An 18,913-nucleotide genomic window follows, 5' to 3' on the forward strand; every position below is an offset into this window, starting at 1 on the left:
GCAGGCGCGGAGGCGAAAATGGTCCAGCAGCGCGGGCCCTGGCTCGTCCATGACTCAACCAAGGTCTATGAGAACCCCTGGATCTCGGTCAGCGAACACCCGGTGACGCGCCCTGATGGCAAGCCCGGCGTCTATGGCGTCGTCAATTTTGCCAATCTGGCCATGGCGATCCTGCCGGTGTTCGAGGATGGCACGATCATGATGGTCGGCCAGCACCGCTTCCCGCAGGACCGCTATAGCTGGGAAATCCCGGAGGGTGGCGGCCCGTTGGACGAGGACCCGCTGGCCAGCGCCCGGCGTGAGTTGAAAGAGGAGACGGGGCTGACGGCAGGCCACTGGCAGGAGATCCTGCGCATGGACTTGTCCAATTCCGTCACCGACGAAGCCGCCATCGGTTATATCGCCACCGGCCTGGTCCAGGGCGAGGCGGAGCCGGAGGGCACGGAAGACCTGCAGACCCGCCGGATTGCCTTCCGGGACGCTCTCGAAGACGTGTCCAAGGGCGTTATTTCTGACGCCTTGACGGTAGCGATGCTGTTACGGGCATACTACATGGCAGTGGAAGGTGAGCTGGATCCTGCGCTCGCCAACGCGATGTTGGGCCGATAGGCGCAAGGAGAACAGCATGTCAGTCAATCCAGCGGAAAACACCGTCAGCGCTCGCACGGGCGTCGATTCCCTCTGGGCCCGCCTCCGCGTCGAAGCCGCGTCTGCGGCCGCGGAAGAGCCGATCCTGGCGAGTTTCCTGAATGCCGCCATCCTGCGTCATGACGAGTTTTCCCACGCTCTGGCCTACCGGCTGGCGGCCAAGATGGCGGATGCCCAGCTGGACATGATGCTGGCCCGGGATGTGGCCGAGGAAGCCCTGGAGGGTGACCCGTCCATCGTGACCAAGGCGGCGGCCGACATGATGGCCGTTGATGAGCGTGACCCGGCCTGCCTCTCCCTGCTTCAGCCCTTCCTCTATTTCAAAGGCTTCCACGCCCTGCAGGCCCATCGTGTCTCGCACTGGCTGTGGCATGAGGGACGGCAGACCCTGGCCTTCCACCTGCAAAGCCGTGTCGGTGAACGCTTCGGCCTCGACATCCACCCGGCCGCACGGATCGGGCAGGGCGTGATGTTCGACCACGCCACCTCCGTGGTGATCGGCGAGACCGCTGTGATCGGCGATGATTGCTCCATCCTGCACGAGGTCACACTCGGCGGGACGGGCGCGGCCCACCAGGACCGCCACCCCAAGATTGGCAAGGGCGTCCTGATCGGTGCCGGTGCCCGCGTGCTCGGCAATATCCATGTCGGTGACGGTGCCCGGATCGCTGCGGGGTCCGTGGTGCTGCAGGACGTGCCGGAAGGCTGCACGGTCGCCGGTGTGCCGGCGAAAGTCGTCGGCAATTGCTGCAAGGAGCCGGCGAAATCCATGGATCAGAGCATTCCGCCCGGGTCTAGCTGACCCGTCACACCGCAAAAATCTTGAGCCAGCGCAGTTGAGGGGACAGCCCCGTACTGGACGCACCCCCCTGCCATGGGGTTAGTTACGGCCAACTTCGAATCCCCCCAAGCGGAGGCATATGCCCGTGAACAAGAACATGACCCAGCTCGAAGCCGCCAAGCTTCAGATGTTCCTCCAGGCCAAACTCAACCCGGAACTCGTTGTGCAATGCCGGAACCGTCCGGATGAGTGCGCCGAGATCCATATCGGTGATGAATGCCTGGGTGTGGTCTCCAAGATCATCGATGAGGGCGAAACGTCCTACTCTTTCGAAATCACCATTCTGGATATCGATCTGGAAGATCTTTGATCGATCCTGCCGCGCCCGTCCTGGACATCCGCTCGGTCGGCAAGACCTATCCGGGCGGCGTCGAGGCTGTCCGCGAAGTCTCGCTGACCCTGGAACGCGGCCAGCTTCTGGCCCTCACCGGTGAGTCCGGCTGCGGCAAGACCACATTGCTGAAACTGATCAACCGCCTGGAGGATGCTTCGGGCGGTTTGATTTTGTACGAGGGCGAGGATGTCGCCTCGCTCGATCCGGTCCAGTTGCGGCGGCGTATCGGCTGGGTGATGCAGGGTGACGGGCTGTTTCCGCATCTCACAGTGCTGGAAAATGTCGCGATTATTCCCCGCTTGCTGGACTGGAATCCGGAGCGGACACGGTCACGCGTGGCGGATCTGCTCGACATGGTCGGCCTGCCGTCGGCCGAGTATGCCGAGCGCTACCCTGTCGAACTATCAGGTGGTCAGCGACAGCGTGTCGGCTTTGCCCGTGCCCTGGCCGGTGAGCCTGACCTTATCCTGATGGATGAGCCTTTCTCTGCGCTCGACCCGATTACACGCGATGGGCTGCAGCAGGAATTCCGGGCGCTTCAGGCTGATCTGGGCTTCTCCGCCGTGATGGTGACCCATGACATGGCGGAAGCCCTGATCATGGCCGACCAGATCGCGGTCATGCAGGACGGTGCCATTCTGCAGCAGGGAACGCCGGTCGAGCTGCTCCAGTCGCCAGCCAGCGACTATGTCTCCGGCCTTCTGGAGACGCCGCGCCGCCAGATGCGCGCGATTCGGGAGCTGGGCGCATGAATGCCAATCTCGCCGAACGCCTGGCCGAACTCCCGCATCTGCTCTCGGCCCATGTCATCCTGTCCATGGCGGCCCTGGGCTGCGGGATTGCTGTCAGCGTCCCGCTTGGCATTCTGGCCGCCCAGCGGCCGGGCCTGTCGGCTGTCACGCTGAATATTGCCAGTGTCATCCAGACGATTCCCGGTCTCGCCCTTTTGGCCCTGATGGTGCCGCTGCTGGGCGGCATGATCGGTTTCTGGCCGGCCTTCCTCGCACTGCTCCTCTATTCGCTCCTTCCCATCCTGCGGAACACAATCGTGGGTCTGCAGGGGATCGAACCGCAGATCCGCGAGGCCGCGCGCGGTATCGGCATGACGCGGGGCCAGAGCTTGAGGCAGGTTGAATTGCCGCTGGCCCTGCCGGTCATCGTGGCCGGTTTGCGCACCGCGACCGTCTGGGTGGTCGGGGCCGCGACACTGGCGACGCCCGTCGGGGCCGCCAGCCTTGGCAATTACATCTTTGCCGGCCTGCAGACGCGAAACTGGCTCTCCGTCATTTTCGGCTGCCTGTTCGCCGCGGGCCTGGCCATTGTGCTGGATCAGGCCATTCGCTGGCTGGAAGTGGCTGCCCGGGATCGCCGTCGTGGTCTGGCCATCGGCGTGGGCGTCTTCCTCGCCCTTCTGATCACTGTCTCGGTGATGCCGCGCTTTGTGACCTTCCAGGGCGAGACTGCCAACCTGTCCCGTGTCGAGGCCTCCGCAGCGCCGGGCATTGCCGGTGAAACCGTGGTGGTCGGTGCCAAATCCTATACCGAGCAATACATCCTCGCCTCGCTCATGCAGCGCCAGCTTGAGGCGGCGGGCGCCCGGGTGGAGCGGTTGGACAATCTGGGCTCCACCATTGCCTTTGATGCGGTGCGAACGGGCGAGATCGATGTCTATGTCGACTTCACCGGCACGATCTGGGCGACAGTGATGAACCGGCCCGAACCCATCGAGCGCCATCGCATGTTCACCGAGATGTCGGCCTGGCTGTGGGAAGAGCATGGAATCATGACGCTCGGCCGGTTGGGCTATGAGAATGCCTATGGGTTCGCCATGCGCCGCGACCGGGCTGCCGAGCTGGAGGCCGACAGTCTGGACGACCTGGCCCCGATTGCGGACGAGCTGGAAATCGGCGGCGATCCGGAGGTCTTCGCCCGTGCCGAGTGGACGGCAACGCGTGATGCCTATGGTCTGGGCGCCATGCGCACCCGCACCATGGATGCGACTTTCATGTACACGGCCGTGCGGGACCGGCAGGTCGATCTCATTACCGCCTATACAACAGACGGACGAATCGCGGCGTTCGATCTGGCCGTGCTGGATGATCCGCTCTCTGTCCTGCCGCCCTATGATGCCATCATCCTTCTCTCACCCCAGGCCGCGCAGCGACCGGGACTGGCAGATGCGCTTGCGCCGCTGATCGGCGCCATTGACGAGATGATGATGCGTGAGGCCAATCGGCAGGTGGATATGGACGGTCAGACCCCGGCCCAGGCGGCCGCCTGGCTGGATGCGGGAATCTCGGAGTAGGCATGGGCGGATTTGTCGGGCATGGCCGGCTGCAGGATGCGGAATGGCTGATGCGGGCCTGCCTGATTCTCAATCGGGAGCGGCCCGGTCATGCCGACCCCATCACCGAGGACAGCCCGCTCAACCAGGTCTATGCCCGTCAGTCAGCCGAGTTCGAGGCCCTGCTGGACCAGATTGATCCGGAAGGCGAGGTGGACCGGGAGATATTTCCGGTCCTCGCTTTCTTTACCGCCTCGGAAGGCTGGCCGGTCGATATCATTTTCGCGATCGTTGCGGCGCTGTGCGTCTGGCTCTTCCTGCCCAATTGGTACGGTTTGGCCCAGTTCGTCGCCTATGTCGCGATTGGCGGTTTCATCGCGATCCAGTATCTGCGCTCGCGGCGCAAGCAGGAAAAGGCGCGCGCCGAAATGATCCGGCTCGGCCTTGATCCCACGCGGGAGCATCCGCTCACCTTGCGCATTCTTGTGAAATACCGCCGCCATCCCTTCACCGTGCACTGAACCGGTCGACCTTGCCGCGCGCGGGTGCTAGCGCTTTGACGGGCTGGGTTTGCGGGGCAGGGGACCATCGTGCGCATTGGAGTTCTTGGGGCAGGATTGTCCGGTTGCACGATTGCGCTGGAACTGGCCGACGCCGGTCATCAGGTCGTGCTGATCGACCGGCAGGCTGAACCCCTTTTGGGGGCCAGCTCCAATTGCGAAGGCAAGCTCCATCTCGGTTATGTCTACGGCCTGGATGACAGCCTGCGCACCGCTGAGACGATGTTGCAGGGCGCCGGCCATTTCCGCCCCTTGCTGGAACGCTGGGTCGGGGCGGACTGTTTCGAGACCGGACGGTCCAGCCCGTTCATCTATGCCATACCCCATGACAGCATGTTGCCGGCAAACCGTGTGCTGGAGCATTTTCGTCAGGTTTCCGCGCGATTGGGGGCCAATGGGCTGACGACCCAATGGCGTGAATACAGCTGTCTGACCGAATCGAAGCTGGCGGCCGTGTTCGACCCGGACCGCATCGCCCTGGCTGTCCGGACCCATGAGTTCGCCATTGATCCCCTCTGCCTGCGGGAGCGATTGCTTGCGGCTCTGGATGAAATGCCGAGTCTCAGCCTGCTTATGGCCGCGACTGTCTGTGACATCGTCGCGCTGCCCGGCGAGCGGTTCCGGGTTGGTCTGGACTTTGCGGGTGAGCGGAATTCGGAGGATTTCGACTGCGTCGTCAACTGCTTGTGGGAGCAGCGCCTCGCTTTGGATGCCAGGCTCGGCCATCAGCTCAACCGTCCGGTCATCCATCGGTTCAAGTCTGCCCTGCGTACGCAGAACCCGGATGTCTTTGAGACCCTGCCCAGCGTGACCTTCACGATCGGTGAGTATGGTGACACCGTCGCCTATCCTGGCCGGGCCTATGCCTCCTGGTATCCGACCGGACTTCTGTCCGAAGAGGTGGCTCTGGCGCCCTCACGGACAGGGCTTCCGCAAGATGAAGAGGCGATCGAGGCGCTGAAGCGCTCCCAGCTGGAGGCTCTGGCGGCGCTGATGCCCGGCGCGGCTGAAGCGCTGGACTGGCGTCTGCCAGGCTGGTCGCTTTGTGGCGGCTACATCACCGCCTGGGGACAATCCGGCATTGCCGACAGCCAGAGCGAGCTGCACCAACGCACCCGGGTCGGGGTCCACTCCTATGGCCGCTATCATTCGGTGGATACGGGAAAGCTGACCCTGGCGCCGCTGATCGCCAAACAGGCCTGTGACCGGATTCTGGGGCGCTAGGCCGAGCCTGTTCTCAGCCTTCCAGCCAGTTGAGGGCTTCCGCCCGTGTGCGGAACACGCCGAATACGTCCAGTTCTCCCGCCTCGGGCATCAGCGACCAGGTCTCCACGATCGGCATGTTCACATCCGATTCGATCACCCAGGCATTCTTGTTGGGAGGTCCGGCGATCTCGGCCGTGTCTTCCAGCAGTTTGACGAAGGTCGTGCGGAAAACCTCGATCGTCAGTTCGGACAGATCGGCGCCGGATTTCACGATGATCAGGCGCACGACATCCGGGCCCCATTCCGGCGATTCGATCATTTCCATATAGTTCTGGATGATCTCCTCGACCGGGACGAAGCCGTAGAAGTGCGTCTCGAACCGGCGGGCCTGTGCATCGAAACTGCGTGTGTAAGGCATGGGATTGCCTCGGGGCATGGAAATCCGGAGCCCGAAGGCTCCGGATCACTCGGTGAATGCACTCTCCAGACTAGAGAACCGTCAGCATGCTTGCAACCAGAGGGTGGCGGACGATGTCCTTGGCCTGCAGGCGGCAGACCGCGATGTCGTCCAATTCCTCCACCTTTTCGGCGATTTGCGCCAGGCCTGACATTTCCGGCAGGAGGTCGGACTGGGCCGGGTCACCTGTCACCACCATGGTCGAGTTCCAGCCCAGACGGGTCAGCAGCATTTTCAGCTGCGTATAGGTGCAATTCTGGGCCTCATCCACGACGACGAAGGCATTGTTCAGCGTGCGGCCGCGCATGTATCCGATCGGCGCAATCTCGATCAGGCCTTCCGCCATCAGGAGTTTGAGCTTCTTCGGCGAGAGCCGGTCGGCCAGCGCGTCATAGAGCGGGCGCAGATAGGGGGCGAGCTTCTCTTCCATGGCGCCCGGCAGGAAGCCGATCGATTCGCCGGCTTCAACAGCGGGGCGCGAAAGGACGATCCGGCTCACCGAGCCCGCTTCCAGCGCTTCCACACCCTTGGCGACGGCCAGGAAGGTCTTGCCGGTACCGGCCGGGCCGAGTGCCATCACCATGTTGTGGTCGTCGATGGCCTTCATGAGGGCCGCCTGGCCTTCCGAGCGCGGTTTTACATTCTTCATGAAGCGCTGGTCGCGCATGGGTTCTTTTTCGTCGGGGCTCCAGCGGGTGCCCGGGAACAGGGCCCGGACCTTGTCCTCTTCGGCCTGATAATGTGCCGTGTTGAATTCACCGGCACGCTGACGACGCTTGACGTTACGCTTACCCATGGCTGGAACCTCCACACATGAAAAACCCCTCGGCCAGACGGCGAGGGGCGGAAAAGAGACGGGGCTGCAGGGACAGTTCGGGGCACTCGAAAGGAGCGGTGCGCGGGTCGCCGGATCCTGGCGGGCTGGGTCGTGGTGCGGTCATGCCGTCTACCCGTGGCCTCCTTCAAGGTGCATCCGATGCGAAACGGGACGATCTGCCACCGAATCGCGGTTACAGTCTCATTCTAACCCGGTGAAGAAGTTCTGAACGACCACGTCGCGAATAATTCACGAAAATAAATTGGGAGACAGGAATGGCCTTGTATGCATTGGGTGAGTCGGTGCCGCAGACGCCGGGCGAAGGCAAATTCTGGGTCGCGCCGGATGCCCAGGTCATGGGCCGGGTCACGCTCGAAGAGGGCGCCAGCATCTGGTATGGCGCTGTCGTGCGGGGGGATAATGATCCCATCATCATCGGCAGGAATTCCAATATCCAGGACGGATCCGTGCTGCACACCGATATCGGCTGGCCGATGACGATCGGCGAGGGCGTCACGGTGGGACACCAGGTCATGCTGCATGGCTGCACGATCGGCGACAATACGCTGATCGGCATCGGCTCGACCGTGCTCAATGGCGCGAAGATCGGGAAGAATTGCATCATCGGGGCCCATGCCCTGATCACGGAAGGCAAGGAAATCCCGGACAATTCCCTCGTCGTCGGCTCACCGGGCCGGGTCATCCGCACGCTGGATGAAGACGCCGCAGCCATGCTGCGCGCCTCGGCGGATCATTATGTCGAGAATTGGCAGAAGCACAGCACGCAGCTGCGCCGGATCGACTGAGCGTCGCGCCCCTAGTGGGCGCGGCTCCACAGTTCGCGGATATTCTGGTCGGCTTCCCGGCCCAGATTGAACCAGGCGGCCCGGTCATGGGACGCATCGATGATCAGCAATTTGTCATCGCGTCCCAGAATGTGACTGAGTTCATTGCGCAAAACCGCTGAGGTCGTCGGGCCGCGCAGCAGCCAGGTATTGGCCGTGATCGGCTCGATATCGCCATAGGCAGACAGCGCCGTCTTGAACTCGGCCGCGATATCCGGCTGCAATTCCGCAATGATCACGAAGTTCGCCGGACGGGCACCCGGGGTCACACGCTTTTCCGGCTTCGGACGCTCTTCAGAAGCGCCAAGCCATTCACTGAATTCAGAAATTTCCGATGCCTGGGACCATTCGCCATCCCGCTCGGCAGAGACTTGCGAATGCGCAGCGATCCGGCCTTCGGTGACAAAGGCGCGCATTTGCTGCGGCGTATACGGGCCGTACACACGGCCTTCGACTTTTACAAACCAGGACATTGCGATTCCGTCGTCGCGAGGCATTTCAGCGGCTCTTTCGCACTCAAACTTCTAACGTCTAGCGTTCACCTACGGCAAGAATTGGGCCGCAGAATGAATTTCGACCGAATTAGGTCAAAAAACGCGCTTTTCTACTCAGGCTGCTTCAGGGTCGTTGGCTTTGGCCTCGGGAGGATCGAACACGACCGCGAACCCGTTGTCCAGAATCCGCGCCACACGTCCTGACATTTCACCGACACGCAGGCGCTCTCCGACCCGCGGACGCTCCAGGCATTCAAAGCCGGCACCGGTCACGGAAACGTCGATCACATTGGCCTGGATGACGACACCATCGGACAGCAGGATGCGGGCGCGGCCACGGCCCGGCTTGCGCGGGGCGGCACGATCTTCATCCAGACCCAGCCGGTCCTTGTTGAATCGCCAGGTGATGGCATCGGCCAGCTTGTCGCGCTTGCGGGCGGTCGTGTTGAAAGCGACGGAGCATTCCTGGCCTTCGCGACGCACGATGCGGCCTTCAATGCGTCCCAGGCTGGGAATCATCAAAACGATCCGTGTGCCTTCGCGCGGTGGCATCCGGCACAGGACACGGGCGCCACCGGGGGAGATGTCGATGATACGGCAGGCATTCTCGCCGATCGCTTCCGACCAGAATCGGCCGTGCAATTGCAGGGGAACGCGGGCATGCCGCCGGCGTTCCTGCGAGCCACGGGCTGCAATCTTGATTTTCCGGCGATCCAGACGGCCAGGCTCGTCCTGCATGGCAACACCCTTCCTAACCCGGGCACGCTAGCGCTCAGGCGTTAAGAAGGGCTTGCAATTACTGATCGTTTGCGACGCGTTGCACCCAGTTTTCGCTGGGCTGTGCCAGGCCAGGGAAGATGGTCCCCGGCTGGACCGGCGGGTGGATCTCCCGCAGTGCTGTTCGCACCACTGGCCGCCCCTTGAAGCCTTCAGTCGAATCAAGCGGCTGGAACAGGCCCAGCATGCGGTCGATTTCGCCGCTGGGACCGCGCAGCGGGAAGAGGGCGATCTCCACGGGCAGTTCCCGCTGGTCCATCGATACGGCCCGCGCCACCATCGAGGCGGGCGATGTGCCGGAAATGGACGCTTCCAGCACGGCCTGGACATGCGTGCGGTCATGGCCGCGCCACAGGGACAGGAAATTCTGGTCCCGGAACTCTCTTTTATAGAGGTCGCACAAATGCGTGCCGGCCAGGCGGAAGAGATGGTGCTGGCTGTCCGCCCGCCACAGGATGAAGACATAGCCCAGCAGTTCGGAAATATCCTGCGGCTCGATATCGGCCCGCAAGGGCGCAGCTCCGCCGTGTCGACGCGTCTGCCAATAGGCGTGCAGGGCTCGTGTTTGCGGGTGTCGCATCCCGTGGGCTCCCAAAATCATCCGGTGCGCCGGGCCTGTTCCGGTCCGGTGCGTTGCGGGACAGGATTTCAAGTTCGGGGCCATACCCGCCGCGCGGGAACCAGCGTGACAGGCATTCTCCAATCGCGCGAACCCCTGGCACGCGAAACGGTACGCGGATTGCAAAGAAGAGGGCGAAGACCAAGGAGCAAGCCCATGCGCGTATCAGCCCGGCACGCTTTTCTCGCTTTTGCGGGAGCCGTTGTCGCCTTCGTGACCGTTCCCGCGGTTGCGCTGGCCCAGTGTTGCGAGCCGACACCGCCGCCGACGCCCTGTTGTGAGCCGGCCCCGCCGCCCACGACCTGCTGTGGCCATGGTGGCGGACACACGGTCAATGTGCCCAACGTCAACATCCATGGCGGCAATATCAATGTCGGCGTGAATGTCTCGACGATGGTCAATGTGAACACCAATGTGAATGTCGATGCGTCGTCCAATGTGAATGCCTCGGCAAACGCGTCCGGCCGGGCCGGTGCTGGCGCTGTCACCTTTATCGGTGGCGGTTCCTACACGCCGATGACGGCGCCGCCGGCGGCGACCGCCATTACCGGCCTCAATGTCGTGGGTGTCGTCGAAGAAGCCGAATACGAATGGTATGAGGAAGAGCGCTCGCGCTGGATCGAGGAATGGCGCGTCGTCCGCGCTGTGTGCCTGGATGATAATGGCACGCCCCATCCGGCTTCCCGCGTCGATTCGGATGAGCGCGTCGGCCGCACCTATGATGGCGAGATCTATCGCTGCATGGCGGGCACTGCCATGCAGACCACGATCGGCTGGGTCCGCGATGGCGAATATGACTGGTCCGAAGCCCCGACCATCATGTGCCGCAAGGGTGAAGCCCTGCGCCATGAAGTGGGTGGCCGTCTCTACTGCCAGACCCAGGAACCGCGCCGCAATTGCAATGAGCGCTCCCTGCTGCGCCGTCACGGCCCGGGCGTGAAACTCGTCTTCATCCGCCGCGAAGAACACTACATGGAACGCATGCGCCGCGAAGTGGAACGCGAACGCCGCCAGTCGGTCTCCATGACCCTGATGCTGGACGGCGGTGTCGGCGGCTATCGCTGATCCATCAACCCAACAACCACACTCACATGCCCACTCGGCATGCCTGCCCCGGCTGGAAACAGCCGGGGCTTTTTTTATGGGTGGGTTGTCCCAGGCTCAGCGCTGTCTTTCTGTATCAAATGTAGAGGCGGAAAACCCCTTCTCCCCGGGGAGAAGGTGCCGCGAAGCGGCGGATGAGGGGGCACGGCGAGGTCGTTGCGATTATCAGCATTGACCGGGATTTCCCCCTCTCCGGGCGCATACGCGCCACCCTCTCCCCAGGGAGAGGGAGTACCCTGCTTCACCCAACTTATCCCCACCCCCAGCCATCTCGCACATACTCCCCCAGCCTCTTCACCACTCGAGGCCCGGCCCGGTCAGGTCGGGGGTGGGGCGGTAGCGGAGCGTTCCGGATGTCTGGGCTGACCGCCAGAGGGAAGGAACGGCTATCAGGGGGTCCAAGAGTGCCGAGGTTTGGCTCCAGTATCCGCCTGGTCTTGAATACCCGTCGCGAGGCGGGAGGAAATCTTCGCGTGCGGGATGCCTTGCGGTGTCACTCACAACTTCATTAGCGACGATGCCGAAGGGCGTCCCGCACTCCTCATATCGCCAGGCGGCAGCGTCGTGGCGGTCTTGGTGTGCGGGCATAAGAAAACCCCGGACGCCACAACACGGCATCCGGGGTTATCCACCTTACCCCCAGTCGGTTCAGTGGATGTCCTAATTGCCCGAATAGGGCGTGATGGACTGATAGGTCGCCGAATTGCCGATCGCCGTGGCGGTGCCGGTCAGTACGCTGCCCGTGGTCATCTGGCCGGTGACATTGGCATTCACGCTGGAATTATTCGTCTGGTTGGTCGAGCCCCAGGCCGTGGCGGCACATTCGGAACAGACATAGGTCGTGGCGGCATTGCCGAAGGCCGTCGCCGAGGCGAGGGCGGCGCCGCCGGCACCGCCATCGAATGTCGTCGTGGCGGTCACCACACCATTATTGGTCTGGTCGACACCCATATAGGCATCCGTTCCGATATTGGAGATGATGGCCGAATTGCCGACGCCTTCGGAAGACAGGCTGACCAGGTCGATATCGAAATCGCCGATTTCCGCATGGGTTTCGGCGGTGACATCGCCCTCATTATCCTGTTCGCCCTGGATATGGGCATAGCCCCACTCATTCTGCATCCAGACCGAATTGCCGTTCGCGGAGGAGACGGCCGTTGTGTAGATGGCCCCGCCGCCGGCTTCCACATTGGCGCTGGCGCTGACATCGCCGCGATTGTCCTGGTCGATATCCGCCACCTGGTCCGGTGCCAGATAATAGCCCTGGATCTGGGCGGAATTGCCATTGGCGCCGCCGATCAGGCTGGCCGTATTGCCCAGGCCGCCGGTCGGGGCGAGGACATAGGCATCCGCCGTCACGTCCGCACCGCTGTCCTGGCGCAGGGCATGATTATTGTGCTCGCCATAGCTCACCGCGTCATAGGCATTCGCCGACGCCGTCGCCGTGGTGACCGAATTCATCGCATAGGAGGCAATATTCAGCTGGGCAGTGGCCGATACGCTGGACCCGTCCTGGGCCGTCTGCGTGATATCGGCATCCATGCCATTATCATTGATGATGCTGACGGAATTGCCCAAGGCGGCCGCCGTCGTGATGGCCGGGCCATCCACAGCGGTCGCCGTCGTGCTCGCCTGCACGTCAACGCTGCCGGAAAAAGTCTGATCCGACGTCACATCGTGGGGTGCCACGACATCTACTGTCAGCGCGTTCGCGGAGCCAATGCCGGTCATGTTGGCAGAGGCGGCCTGTCCGGTCTCACCCTGGGCTGTCACTGTGATCGCGGCATCCAGGTTGAGCTGACCGTTCAGGATCTCAGTCGTATCGTCCGCGAAGGTAGCTGCGCACGTGGTCGTCGCGGCGATCATGCCCGCGATCAACAGTTTGGCGCGCTTGGACATTCGAGGTCTCCCGGGAGCCGTAAGTGGATGCGGCATTGACGCCGCCGGTGATGTTGGTGTGGCCGCCGCTTGTGCTGCCACCGATCGGGTCGGAATAGACACAGGCCGCAGCCGGATCGACGCCATAAAGCTGGGCCGAAACTTCCAGGACAGCGCGCTCGATCACGGAACGCACGGCCAGCTGGACCGGTTCCAGGGAGCGGCCACCGCCGGAAACGTCCACGACAGCATCACCCCACAGGGCGAACACGCCGGCGGAGATTTCGCGGCCGATGATCTGTTTCTGGTAGGAGATGACGTCCACCGTCTCCATGGTGCGCGTATCATTGAGGCGCAGGTCCAGGCCGATATTCATCACCCAGGAGCGGCGCGAGAACAGGCCCGTCGGGTCACTGTCGACCGCGTCGCCGCCCAGAACATCCACGCCATTGGAGCGGATGTTATAGTTCAGCTCGGTGATGCCGCCGACCAGATGATAGTCCGAGCCGGGCAGGGAGGCTGCATGGATCTGGCGCTGCTGGCCATTGCCATCATCGATCAGCGAGTTGTTCGCATAGCGCAGTTCCAGTTCGGAGACCGACGTATCAAAACGTTCCACCAGACGCACACCGGCCTTGGCAAAGGCCGAGATCGCCATCAGCGAGGCGCCCTGCGTGATCGCGGCGCCGCCTTCCAGCGAGGACCGGCCGGTATAATCGGCCAGGCGGCCCACCGCGATGCGGGGCGATTGCAGATTGTGCTGGCGCGCATAATTGGCCAGGCAGACCAGCGCTTCGGAGTACGGCGTCGGATTGGCGGTCACCGGTGCGCCGCCGATCGGCTGGGCATAGAGCCCGTCCGACCCGCCGGTGCGGGCGGTGGTCGCACAGCCCGTCAGCGCAAGCGCGCTGGCGAGTGTCGCCATCAGAATCTTAGTCTTGGTCATTATCACTACTCACATTGCCGTTGGCATTGGCGCTGGCGTTGATGTCGCCATTATTGATTTGGTTCGAATTGACGATGACGGTGTTGTACTGGCCAGTGACATTGACGTTCAGCTGGTTGCCGATCGCCGTCGCGCCGGAGCCCACACCGCCACCGAACAGGCCGGTCTGGGTGGAAACGCCGACACCGGTCTGGATGATGCCATCGATGATCACGCGATTGCCGTTCTGGGACCGGGCCGCTGCGCCGGCACTGGCAGACGCCCCCGACCAGGCCTGGGCCGACGTCGCCGTCGTGCTCGTGCCATAGGGGATTTCCCAGCCCGCCGTGCTCTCGACCTGTTGGGCCTGCGCCGCCGAGGCAGCGAGACTCATCGCAACGGTGAAACCGGCGGTGATGGAGAGCTTGCGCAGTGTCATGTCGTCGTGTCCTTTTAGACGCGTGTTCGACGCTCGTGTTGCAACGCGCGTGCCAGCGGGTGTGGTGCGCTAAACCTGTTCCCCTGCAGGGGGAATTCGCCTGAAAGACGAGTTCCGAAAGGCCAGTGGGCCAAGGCGGAACGCTTTGTGGGAGAGAAAGTGTGCCGCTACGGGACGGTCGCCGGGATCCGGTTTTCAATGCCATGCCACCGGCCGTGCTGTTTCTGGCCGTTCCGATTCTCCTGGCCGCTGGCGCCGATTACGTCTTTCCCGCGCTGGGGGAGTGGGTCTATTCCGCCTGCGTCCTGATCGTCGCCGATCCCGGCACAGCCGTGCCACAGCAACCCCTCGGCCCCTGGGCGCCCTACCTCCTGCACATTCTGGTCCATTACGGTTTCTTCCACATCGCCATGAATATGGCCGTCCTGATCAGTGCCGGACGGGTGGTGGGCATGGCGTTCGGAACCGGTGTTCGGGGCTCGGCGGGGTTCCTGATTCTGTTTTGCGCTTGTTCGATTGCCGGTGCCGCAACCCAGGTCCTGCTGCACTCCGGCGATACGATCTTGCTGGGCGGTGCCTCGACCGGTGTGTCAGGTCTCATCGCCGCCGCGGGCTGGGTGACAGGCGGCTGGCGCGGCATGGCCCGGCTGGCCCTGCCCTGGATCGCGCTCAATATCGTGCTGGCCTTCGCGGAGATGGCGATGCCCATTCCGATGTCCTGGGCCGGTCATATCGGCGGGACGGTCGCCGGCATTGTGCTGACGCCGATTCTCCTCGGCCTGTTCTCTGAGCGCGAGTTCTGACCTACCAGACCGCGTCCACCCGCCTGTCTCCGTCGACCACGAATCCCTTGATCAGGGGCGTGCCGTCTCTTCCGAGCGCGAGAATCAGGCTGACGCCGATCTCGCCGTCCTCGTTGAACTCGCGCAGCCGATCCTGCAGGGCCAGGGCCCGGTCCTGCGAGGCGTAGTAGCGCTCGATATTGTAGCGGATCGTGTAGTTCAGCCCCGGGCTGGGTCCCAGGCGGCGCTGGGGAATGCCCGTTTCCGGGTCCGGCTCCTCGATCCAATCACCCTGCGCCGGATAGGCCGAATAGATGCGGCCCTGGATGAAAACCCCCTCCGCCGGCCGGTCCGCCGACAGGCCGACAGCCCGGCTCAGCCCGTCATCCCCGGTTTCCAGCCGGACATAGACCCGGTCGCCCTGGCGGAGATCATCGCTGGCCGACAGGTCCTGCGAGTTCAGCCGGTGCAGGGGCGTGCGGATATTGGCGTAATGCCCCAACAGGATGTCGCGCGGATCATAACCCTCAACCGGCACCAGGATTTCCGTGCCATGGGCCCGATGGACGAGATTCTGTCCCAGCATCAGCACCAGGAACCCCGTCATCACGGCGCCGATCAGGGCGAGGCGAAGCGTGAAACTCATTATGCCACTCCTTCACCATCTCTGGCGCGGACCGCCCGCCATCGCATCAGGCCCAGGCTGAAACCGAACAGGATCAGTCCGCCCACCAGGAAGAAGAGCGCCGTGTCCAGCAATCCTCCAAAGGTCTCGGCATAAACATAGAGGGTCTGGCCGATGAAGGCGCAGATCCCGATCACGCCGGTTGCGCGGGCCTTTTCCTGGCTGCCCTGCAGGATCAGACCGACGCAGGCCGCATAGATCAAAACGCCCAGGATCAGCCGCAAGGCGATTCCATCCAGCGCGGTTTCCAAGAGGAAGGGCAGGGCGAAACTCACCAGGGCCGCGCCCGACAGGCTCACCGCCAGCTTGACGGAGGCATGCCCGCTGCGCACTCGCCAGGCGGCCAGTCCGAGAATCGCCAGTAAGGCCGGCAGGGCCCGCATCAGATAGGCGCCGGTATTGAAGGGCGTGTTATCCGCCCAGTCTCCATCAATGTGAAACTGCAGGGTGATGGCCATCGTCACTGTCACCACGGCGAGCCAAGCTGTCAGAATGCCGCCGCCTGTCACGCCCCGATCCCGCGCCACGGCAGCGCCCAGGGCGAGGGCGCCATAGGTCAAAACGGCGGCGGTCTGCAGGGTGGAGACATCGACGGCGTCCTCGGGGGCTGTCCCGAACACGGCATTGGCGACCCACAGGACCAGCGCAGCCGCCAGCAGATGGAGCGTGATCGGGGAGTGCAGCCGCACAGCCAGTGCCAGCGTGGCCAGCCAGAGCGGAAGATAGGTCCAGATCACTCCGCCGACGAAAGGATTGAAAATCTCCAGCCCAGCCCAGAGCGCTCCCAGCAGGGCGGCCAGAATCAGCACCGGTCGCGAAGGCAGAACCAGCGCGGTCACCAGCCCGGCCAGAGACCAGATGAGCACGGCCGTATTGCGGAAGGATGCCATGTTGAACGTCTGTGCCGTCAGCAGGATCGCGACGCCGAACAGGGCAATCCCCAGTATGGCCAGCGCATGCCCCAGGGCAGGGGCTTTGCGGTCAAAGGCCTGCCCCGCCCCGACCAGGGACAGCCAGAGCGCTGCCAGAATCACCGCAGAGCGCAGCAGGCGCGGCATGCTCTCCCAATTGGCGGCCATGAAGGTGAGGGCGGACAGGGCCAGAAGGACGGCACCGAGAATCGACAGGGCACCAATCGCGGTCCAGTGCCGGGTCTGGCTGCCGGCATCGGCCAGAATGGTCTCGCGCCGTGATGCCTCGACCCAGCCCTGCTCGATCCAGTGATCGAGATCCTTGGCCAGGCGGCTCAGATATCCCATGCGCCTTCCTCCTCGACGTCGCATCGGCTTCCCGAAGGGTGGCCGAGCCAGGGGAACCTGTCCACGAAAGCTTGATTCACATGGCTCCGCCGGCCCGGGCGAGCCGTTTCATGTCCCGTCGCCGGGCATTTCGTGCTATCGTGCAACCGCTCTGGCTGTGCACAGCCCGGGCTGGCCTGAAAGCAAGGGCCTTAAAACAAGGGAGGGCTGGAGATGATTGTCGAGGCGATCCTCAAGACGAAGGGGAGCGATGTCGTCACCCTTCATGATACGGCGGATCTGGCAGACGCCGCCCGGAAGCTGGATGCGCACGGTATTGGTGCGCTTGTGGTGGTGGACCGGCAGGCCCGCCCTGTCGCCGTCCTGTCCGAGCGGGATATTGTTCGGGAGATGGCTCTGCATGGGCCGGCTGCCCTGGAACGGCCTGTCTCGGAGGCGATGACGTCCGCTTTCGTGACCGCCCGCCTGGATACCGGGCTCAGCGAATTGATGATCCTGATGACTGACCGGCGCGTACGCCATGTGCCCATCATGGAGAAAGCCACCCTGTTGGGCATCATATCCATTGGCGATGTGGTGAAAGCCAAGATCGCAGACATGGAAGCGGAAACCGCTGCGTTGCAGGCCTATATCCGTTCATGACAAAAAAGCTGCAAGTCGATGAGCCTTGTGTGACAGGGCTCTCCGACGCTTTGCCGGCCTTCGCTGCAGGAATCTCAGGGCAGGGGGGTTGCGTCCTGAGCGGCGTCCTGTAGAACCCCGCTCACACCGGCGCTGCCGCAGCGGTTTTGCCCTTGCGGACCAGCGTCGTTTCTATATCATGCGAGGTCTTGTCGTCTTTTCAGAGAAGGCCGGTGCTTCTAACCGATGCGCCGGACAGTGAATTTTTCGCCGATTTTTCGGGTCCGAAAAAAGAACTGCACATCCCTGAGAAATGTCGATTGACTTCAAAAACGGCGCGGCCTAAACACCGCGCTCCTCGCCGGGAGGGGCCAGTCAAACGGTCCGGAGCGGAGAGGGGAAGCCAGCCGGTTTCCAGAGTTATATAGGCGCCTTGGAAAATCCCGCGCCGACCGAAATTCTTCGGAATTTTCAGTCGAATGGGACGCGCTGCACAAGCTCTGAAAAACGCGGTTGACTTCAAAACGGGGTGGTTTACAAGCCGCCCTCCTCGACGGGATGGCCCAGACGATCGGGTCCGGAACAGAGAGGGGAGGCCAACCGGTTTCCAGTGTTATATAGGCGCCTTAGAAAATCCTGCGCCGGTCGAATTTCTCCGGAAATTTCAATCGGATGGGACGCGCTGCACAAACACTGAAAAACGCGGTTGACTTCAAAACGGGGTGGTTTAAAAGCCGCCCTCCACTCGACGGAGCGGCCCACGCAAGCGGGACACTCCAGAGAGGAAGCCAACCGGCTTCAGTCTTTCATAGGTGCCCTGGACACGCACCGGCGAGTTTCCTTCACGGAAGCGCACCGGTCCCAAGGTTCTGCAGAAAGCTCTGATAAAGGCGGTTGACTTGAAAATCGGGCGGCTCTAAACACCGCCCTCCTCGCCGCGGCGGTTCTTCGGAACCAAGGCGGTTCGAACCAGGCGGCGGAAGTTGTTTCGGTTCGGCTCTTTGACATTGTTGGATTGGAAAGAGAAACGCAGGCGGCGGTGTTCTGCGGTGGGTCAGACCACCACTAGACACTTACGCTGAAGCGTTTTTCTACGACGATTTTGGTCCGTCTAAATCAGTCCTGAACTGATTTGGTCGGAACCACAATCCCGTTGAACTTTGAATGCCAAGCGTAAGGATCAAAACTCAACCTGAGAGTTTGATTCTGGCTCAGAACGAACGCTGGCGGCAGGCTTAACACATGCAAGTCGAACGCCCCTTCGGGGGAGTGGCAGACGGGTGAGTAACGCGTGGGAACATACCTTTCGGTTCGGAATAGCCCCGGGAAACTGGGTGT

The 18,913-nt window shown here is 62.8% G+C and carries 21 protein-coding genes and 1 rRNA gene (1 of these 22 only partly in view); 12 read left to right on the plus strand and 10 right to left on the minus strand.

What is annotated here, in order from left to right; all coding sequences use genetic code 11:
* Window positions 1-18: 18 nt before the first annotated feature.
* The 7 genes from I0K07_RS06650 to I0K07_RS06680 all read left to right on the plus strand — a co-directional run bounded on the left by I0K07_RS06650 (window position 19) and on the right by I0K07_RS06680 (window position 5,891).
* The gene (locus tag I0K07_RS06650) at window positions 19-609 is read left to right on the plus strand and encodes an NUDIX domain-containing protein (RefSeq protein WP_203292060.1); all 591 of its coding nucleotides are present in this window, start codon (window positions 19-21) and stop codon (window positions 607-609) included.
* A gap of 16 nt (window positions 610-625) precedes the next feature.
* Window positions 626-1,450: a serine O-acetyltransferase gene (gene cysE, locus I0K07_RS06655; protein WP_203292061.1), complete on the plus strand. Its 825-nt coding sequence runs from the start codon at window positions 626-628 to the stop codon at window positions 1,448-1,450.
* Between the two features lie 136 nt (window positions 1,451-1,586).
* Entirely contained in the window at window positions 1,587-1,799 is a 213-nt protein-coding gene (locus I0K07_RS06660; RefSeq protein ID WP_238934627.1) for a DUF3126 family protein, read from the plus strand.
* Window positions 1,796-2,575 carry an ATP-binding cassette domain-containing protein gene (locus tag I0K07_RS06665; protein ID WP_203292063.1) on the plus strand — a complete coding sequence of 260 codons (780 nt, stop codon included), beginning with the start codon at window positions 1,796-1,798 and terminating at the stop codon, window positions 2,573-2,575. The genes I0K07_RS06660 and I0K07_RS06665 overlap by 4 nt, the downstream gene beginning before the upstream one ends.
* The gene (locus I0K07_RS06670; RefSeq protein WP_203292064.1) at window positions 2,572-4,128 is read left to right on the plus strand and encodes an ABC transporter permease/substrate-binding protein; all 1,557 of its coding nucleotides are present in this window, start codon (window positions 2,572-2,574) and stop codon (window positions 4,126-4,128) included. The genes I0K07_RS06665 and I0K07_RS06670 overlap by 4 nt, the downstream gene beginning before the upstream one ends.
* A 2-nt stretch (window positions 4,129-4,130) precedes the next feature.
* Complete coding sequence (locus I0K07_RS06675; protein WP_203292065.1) at window positions 4,131-4,628, plus strand: hypothetical protein; 498 nt, start codon at window positions 4,131-4,133, stop codon at window positions 4,626-4,628.
* Between the two features lie 69 nt (window positions 4,629-4,697).
* Window positions 4,698-5,891 (plus strand): FAD-dependent oxidoreductase, encoded by a 1,194-nt coding sequence (locus I0K07_RS06680; protein WP_203292066.1) that lies wholly within the window; start codon window positions 4,698-4,700, stop codon window positions 5,889-5,891.
* A 13-nt stretch (window positions 5,892-5,904) separates the two neighbouring features.
* Here I0K07_RS06680 and I0K07_RS06685 read toward each other — a convergent pair whose 3' ends face one another.
* The gene (locus I0K07_RS06685) at window positions 5,905-6,291 is read right to left on the minus strand and encodes a hypothetical protein (RefSeq protein WP_203292067.1); all 387 of its coding nucleotides are present in this window, start codon (window positions 6,289-6,291) and stop codon (window positions 5,905-5,907) included.
* Window positions 6,292-6,361: 70 nt separating this feature from the next.
* Window positions 6,362-7,126: a PhoH family protein gene (locus tag I0K07_RS06690; RefSeq protein ID WP_203292068.1), complete on the minus strand. Its 765-nt coding sequence runs from the start codon at window positions 7,124-7,126 to the stop codon at window positions 6,362-6,364.
* A 296-nt stretch (window positions 7,127-7,422) separates the two neighbouring features.
* Here I0K07_RS06690 and I0K07_RS06695 point away from each other — a divergent pair, with 296 nt between their 5' ends.
* Window positions 7,423-7,953, plus strand: coding sequence for a gamma carbonic anhydrase family protein (locus I0K07_RS06695; protein ID WP_203292069.1), 531 nt, complete (start codon window positions 7,423-7,425; stop codon window positions 7,951-7,953).
* An 11-nt stretch (window positions 7,954-7,964) separates the two neighbouring features.
* Here the strand turns inward: I0K07_RS06695 and I0K07_RS06700 are convergent, their stop codons facing one another.
* The 3 genes from I0K07_RS06700 to I0K07_RS06710 form a co-directional block, all read right to left on the minus strand.
* The gene (locus I0K07_RS06700; protein WP_238934629.1) at window positions 7,965-8,465 is read right to left on the minus strand and encodes a DUF4339 domain-containing protein; all 501 of its coding nucleotides are present in this window, start codon (window positions 8,463-8,465) and stop codon (window positions 7,965-7,967) included.
* Window positions 8,466-8,600: 135 nt separating this feature from the next.
* Complete coding sequence (locus I0K07_RS06705) at window positions 8,601-9,224, minus strand: PilZ domain-containing protein (protein WP_203292071.1); 624 nt, start codon at window positions 9,222-9,224, stop codon at window positions 8,601-8,603.
* 58 nt (window positions 9,225-9,282) lie between these two features.
* Entirely contained in the window at window positions 9,283-9,843 is a 561-nt protein-coding gene (locus I0K07_RS06710) for a PAS domain-containing protein (RefSeq protein ID WP_203292072.1), read from the minus strand.
* A gap of 195 nt (window positions 9,844-10,038) precedes the next feature.
* Between I0K07_RS06710 and I0K07_RS06715 the strand changes: the two genes are divergently transcribed.
* A complete protein-coding gene (locus tag I0K07_RS06715) occupies window positions 10,039-10,947 on the plus strand; it encodes a hypothetical protein (protein ID WP_203292073.1) in 909 nt (302 codons plus the stop codon).
* A 699-nt stretch (window positions 10,948-11,646) separates the two neighbouring features.
* Here I0K07_RS06715 and hfaD read toward each other — a convergent pair.
* From hfaD to hfaA, 3 genes are read right to left on the minus strand one after another with little or no spacing between them, the layout of a single operon-like run.
* Window positions 11,647-12,885, minus strand: a complete 1,239-nt coding sequence (gene hfaD, locus I0K07_RS06720; RefSeq protein WP_203292074.1) for a holdfast anchor protein HfaD — start codon at window positions 12,883-12,885, stop codon at window positions 11,647-11,649.
* Entirely contained in the window at window positions 12,800-13,816 is a 1,017-nt protein-coding gene (gene hfaB / locus I0K07_RS06725) for a holdfast anchoring protein HfaB (protein WP_203292075.1), read from the minus strand. The genes hfaD and hfaB overlap by 86 nt, the downstream gene beginning before the upstream one ends.
* Window positions 13,797-14,228 (minus strand): holdfast anchoring protein HfaA, encoded by a 432-nt coding sequence (gene hfaA, locus I0K07_RS06730; RefSeq protein ID WP_203292076.1) that lies wholly within the window; start codon window positions 14,226-14,228, stop codon window positions 13,797-13,799. Before hfaA ends, hfaB begins: the two co-directional genes overlap by 20 nt.
* A 161-nt stretch (window positions 14,229-14,389) precedes the next feature.
* On the opposite strand from hfaA, the gene I0K07_RS15960 reads away from it, so the two are divergent.
* Window positions 14,390-15,031, plus strand: a complete 642-nt coding sequence (locus I0K07_RS15960; RefSeq protein WP_203292077.1) for a rhomboid family intramembrane serine protease — start codon at window positions 14,390-14,392, stop codon at window positions 15,029-15,031.
* 1 nt (window position 15,032) lies between these two features.
* Here I0K07_RS15960 and I0K07_RS06740 read toward each other — a convergent pair whose 3' ends face one another.
* Window positions 15,033-15,656: a GDYXXLXY domain-containing protein gene (locus I0K07_RS06740; RefSeq protein ID WP_203292078.1), complete on the minus strand. Its 624-nt coding sequence runs from the start codon at window positions 15,654-15,656 to the stop codon at window positions 15,033-15,035.
* Complete coding sequence (locus I0K07_RS06745) at window positions 15,656-16,954, minus strand: DUF2157 domain-containing protein (protein WP_203292079.1); 1,299 nt, start codon at window positions 16,952-16,954, stop codon at window positions 15,656-15,658. The genes I0K07_RS06740 and I0K07_RS06745 overlap by 1 nt, the downstream gene beginning before the upstream one ends.
* Window positions 16,955-17,167: 213 nt before the next feature.
* On the opposite strand from I0K07_RS06745, the gene I0K07_RS06750 reads away from it, so the two are divergent.
* Together I0K07_RS06750 and I0K07_RS06755 are read left to right on the plus strand one after the other, a co-directional pair.
* The gene (locus I0K07_RS06750; RefSeq protein ID WP_203292080.1) at window positions 17,168-17,596 is read left to right on the plus strand and encodes a CBS domain-containing protein; all 429 of its coding nucleotides are present in this window, start codon (window positions 17,168-17,170) and stop codon (window positions 17,594-17,596) included.
* A gap of 1,167 nt (window positions 17,597-18,763) precedes the next feature.
* Window positions 18,764-18,913: ribosomal RNA gene (locus I0K07_RS06755) — 16S ribosomal RNA — on the plus strand (it continues 1,315 nt past the right edge of the window).

The sequence above is a fragment of the Maricaulis parjimensis genome, assembly GCF_016817355.1.
GTDB classification, from domain to species: domain Bacteria; phylum Pseudomonadota; class Alphaproteobacteria; order Caulobacterales; family Maricaulaceae; genus Maricaulis; species Maricaulis parjimensis.

Coding starts and splice junctions, on each gene's coding strand:
- I0K07_RS06660 (WP_238934627.1), top strand. CDS start 1,587: ATGACCCAGCTCGAAGCCGCCAAGCTTCAGATGTTCCTCCAGGCCAAA.
- I0K07_RS06685 (WP_203292067.1), bottom strand. CDS start 6,291: ATGCCTTACACACGCAGTTTCGATGCACAGGCCCGCCGGTTCGAGACG.
- I0K07_RS06690 (WP_203292068.1), bottom strand. CDS start 7,126: ATGGGTAAGCGTAACGTCAAGCGTCGTCAGCGTGCCGGTGAATTCAAC.
- I0K07_RS06650 (WP_203292060.1), top strand. CDS start 19: ATGGTCCAGCAGCGCGGGCCCTGGCTCGTCCATGACTCAACCAAGGTC.
- hfaD (WP_203292074.1), bottom strand. CDS start 12,885: ATGTCCAAGCGCGCCAAACTGTTGATCGCGGGCATGATCGCCGCGACG.
- I0K07_RS06675 (WP_203292065.1), top strand. CDS start 4,131: ATGGGCGGATTTGTCGGGCATGGCCGGCTGCAGGATGCGGAATGGCTG.
- cysE (WP_203292061.1), top strand. CDS start 626: ATGTCAGTCAATCCAGCGGAAAACACCGTCAGCGCTCGCACGGGCGTC.
- I0K07_RS06710 (WP_203292072.1), bottom strand. CDS start 9,843: ATGCGACACCCGCAAACACGAGCCCTGCACGCCTATTGGCAGACGCGT.
- I0K07_RS06715 (WP_203292073.1), top strand. CDS start 10,039: ATGCGCGTATCAGCCCGGCACGCTTTTCTCGCTTTTGCGGGAGCCGTT.
- I0K07_RS06750 (WP_203292080.1), top strand. CDS start 17,168: ATGATTGTCGAGGCGATCCTCAAGACGAAGGGGAGCGATGTCGTCACC.
- I0K07_RS06740 (WP_203292078.1), bottom strand. CDS start 15,656: ATGAGTTTCACGCTTCGCCTCGCCCTGATCGGCGCCGTGATGACGGGG.
- I0K07_RS06700 (WP_238934629.1), bottom strand. CDS start 8,465: ATGTCCTGGTTTGTAAAAGTCGAAGGCCGTGTGTACGGCCCGTATACG.
- I0K07_RS06705 (WP_203292071.1), bottom strand. CDS start 9,224: ATGCAGGACGAGCCTGGCCGTCTGGATCGCCGGAAAATCAAGATTGCA.
- I0K07_RS06670 (WP_203292064.1), top strand. CDS start 2,572: ATGAATGCCAATCTCGCCGAACGCCTGGCCGAACTCCCGCATCTGCTC.
- hfaA (WP_203292076.1), bottom strand. CDS start 14,228: ATGACACTGCGCAAGCTCTCCATCACCGCCGGTTTCACCGTTGCGATG.
- I0K07_RS06745 (WP_203292079.1), bottom strand. CDS start 16,954: ATGGGATATCTGAGCCGCCTGGCCAAGGATCTCGATCACTGGATCGAG.
- I0K07_RS06695 (WP_203292069.1), top strand. CDS start 7,423: ATGGCCTTGTATGCATTGGGTGAGTCGGTGCCGCAGACGCCGGGCGAA.